The organism is Candidatus Binatia bacterium (assembly GCA_023150935.1).
Taxonomy (GTDB): Bacteria; Desulfobacterota; Binatia; order HRBIN30; family HRBIN30; genus JAKLJW01.
Window position 1 is genome coordinate 1 of the sequence record JAKLJW010000123.1, and the last position, 714, is coordinate 714.

Genomic DNA, 714 nt, shown 5'->3' on the forward strand with positions numbered 1-714 from the left:
GGCCTATCTCCAGCAGCTCGCCATGGAGAGCAACGGCAAGCGCGTCACGGTCGACGGCGCGCCCATCACCGGCTACCAGACAAGTCCTGTGCTGTGGGGGGAGCCGGGCACCAACGGCCAGCACTCGTTTTACCAGTTGCTCCACCAGGGGACGAGGCTGGTGCCCTGCGATTTCATCGGCTTTGCCGAGTCGCTCAATCCCCTCGGCAACCATCACGATCTGCTGATGTCGAACGTTTTCGCGCAGGCCGAGGCGCTCGCGTTCGGCAGGTGAGGGCCGAGGGCACGCCGGAGTGGCTGGTCCCGCACCGCACGTTCGAGGGCAACCGCCCGAGCAGCGTGATCCTGGCCGAGCGGCTCACGCCGGCAACGCTCGGGAGCCTCGTGGCGCTCTACGAGCACAGCGTGTTCACGCAGGGGGCGATCTGGGACATCAACCCCTTCGATCAATGGGGCGTGGAACTCGGCAAGGCGCTCGCCACGCGCATCATCCCGGAACTGCAGAGCGCGACCCCACCGGAACTTCGCCACGACAGCTCCACCAACGCCCTGATACGCCGGTATCGCAGGGCGCGAGGGCGGTCCTGAGCGGAGCGCTGCCGGGTAGGGGGCCGGGCGAGGGCCTGCGGGGCAGACCCGCTCAGGGCGCCGGTCGGGCTTACGATGGGGCCCGGTGCTCCGAGACCGTCGCCCGACCGCTGCTACGCGCGGCAG

At 69.2% G+C, this 714-nt stretch carries 1 pseudogene; it reads left to right on the top strand.

Annotated features, from left to right (window positions below):
* Positions 1-22 precede the first annotated feature (22 nt).
* Positions 23-588, top strand: a pseudogene (locus tag L6Q96_23280) (hypothetical protein).
* Positions 589-714 lie beyond the last annotated feature (126 nt).